2 protein-coding genes and 1 pseudogene are annotated in these 1,194 nt (G+C 64.4%); all 3 read left to right on the top strand.

The window, feature by feature from the left end; translation table 11 throughout:
* The coding region (locus tag D7Y13_RS41580; protein ID WP_120631065.1) for a DUF2380 domain-containing protein at window positions 1–338 on the top strand (338 nt) is incomplete at its 5' end.
* Window positions 335–805, top strand: a complete 471-nt coding sequence (locus D7Y13_RS41585; RefSeq protein WP_120585828.1) for an NUDIX hydrolase — start codon at window positions 335–337, stop codon at window positions 803–805. The genes D7Y13_RS41580 and D7Y13_RS41585, both read left to right, overlap by 4 nt.
* Window positions 806–897: 92 nt before the next feature.
* A pseudogene (locus D7Y13_RS48505) lies at window positions 898–1,068 on the top strand (NUDIX hydrolase); the annotation flags it as partial.
* Window positions 1,069–1,194: the final 126 nt, after the last annotated feature.

A 1,194-nucleotide genomic window follows, 5' to 3' on the forward strand; every position in this document is an offset into this window, starting at 1 on the left:
GGGCGGGGGCGGGCATGTCGGACGCTCCGAAACACCATGTGCTGCCGCAAGAGCACCGCGAGTGGTTCGAGCAGCGCGGCTTCAAGGGCGACATGGACATTGACCAGTTCTGCATCCGGTTGGAGCAGGCCCACCATGAGGCGATTCACGGCGGGGGGAACTGGAAGTTGGGTCGCACATGGCCCGGTGAATGGAACCAGTCTCTTATGCACGAGTTACTCAAAGCCGAGGCACGAGCCGGCCGGATGCTGACGCGGGATGCCGTCCTGAAGCTCGTCGCAAAGCACATGAAGGACTATAAGCTCCCAATGAACTTCGTCTCCTGGAGGGGCCCATGAGCGCTCGGCATCCGTGGGCGGGCGACGTGAGAGCCCGCCTGTATGAGCGGGTCCGCGAGCGTGGTTACGACACGCTCACCGCCTTTGCGGAGGCGCGCCCTGCCGTTCCATTACATAGGTTGGCCGACGAGCTTGGTGAAGACGATGTCGCCGCGGTGCAGGTGTTCAGCGGGCTGCTTGCAGAGGCAGAGCAGCGCAGGCAAGTCACACGTCTTGTGCGCGATGTGCTCGTGCGCGAGTTGTCCGACGACTTCCCTGACGGCTGGCCGACCGTGATGGACGACGGAACCCGTATGGACGTTGCCATAGCACTCGGTCGATGGAGTGGTTACACACCGGAAACCCATCAAGAGCGCGTAGACCAAGCCAGCGATGCGCTCCTTGCCGCCCCGCCGCCGCCCGGCTGGCGTCCGCTCGGTCCCGACGATGAGTTGCTCCGCACGCTTCTACCTGACGAAGAAGTCTGACCGGCAGCGGTGGCCTCGCCAGTTGGTAGGGCGTCGCACCAGTTGCGACGTCGCCACTTCGTCCCACAGAACTTCACGAAGGACAGCAGCCGATGACCGACGGACGTTCGTGGCAGGGGAACTGGAAGGCACGCCTGTACGAACGAGTCCGCGCGCGCGGCTTCGACTCGCTCACGGCCTTTGCCGATGCGCGCCCTGCTGTCCTACTGTACGCGCTTGCCGACGAGCTTGGCGACGATGACGTCGCCGCGGTGCAGGTGTTTGAAGTTGCCCCGGTTTCGTGGAGTCCCACCCGCTGTGCGAAAAGGGTCCCACGATGCCGAAGTCACGCCCCCCATACCCTCCGGAGTTCCGTGAGCGGGTCGTCGAGCTGATGAAGGCCGGCCGGT

The sequence above is a fragment of the Corallococcus praedator genome (assembly GCF_003612125.1).
Classification (GTDB): domain Bacteria; phylum Myxococcota; class Myxococcia; order Myxococcales; family Myxococcaceae; genus Corallococcus; species Corallococcus praedator.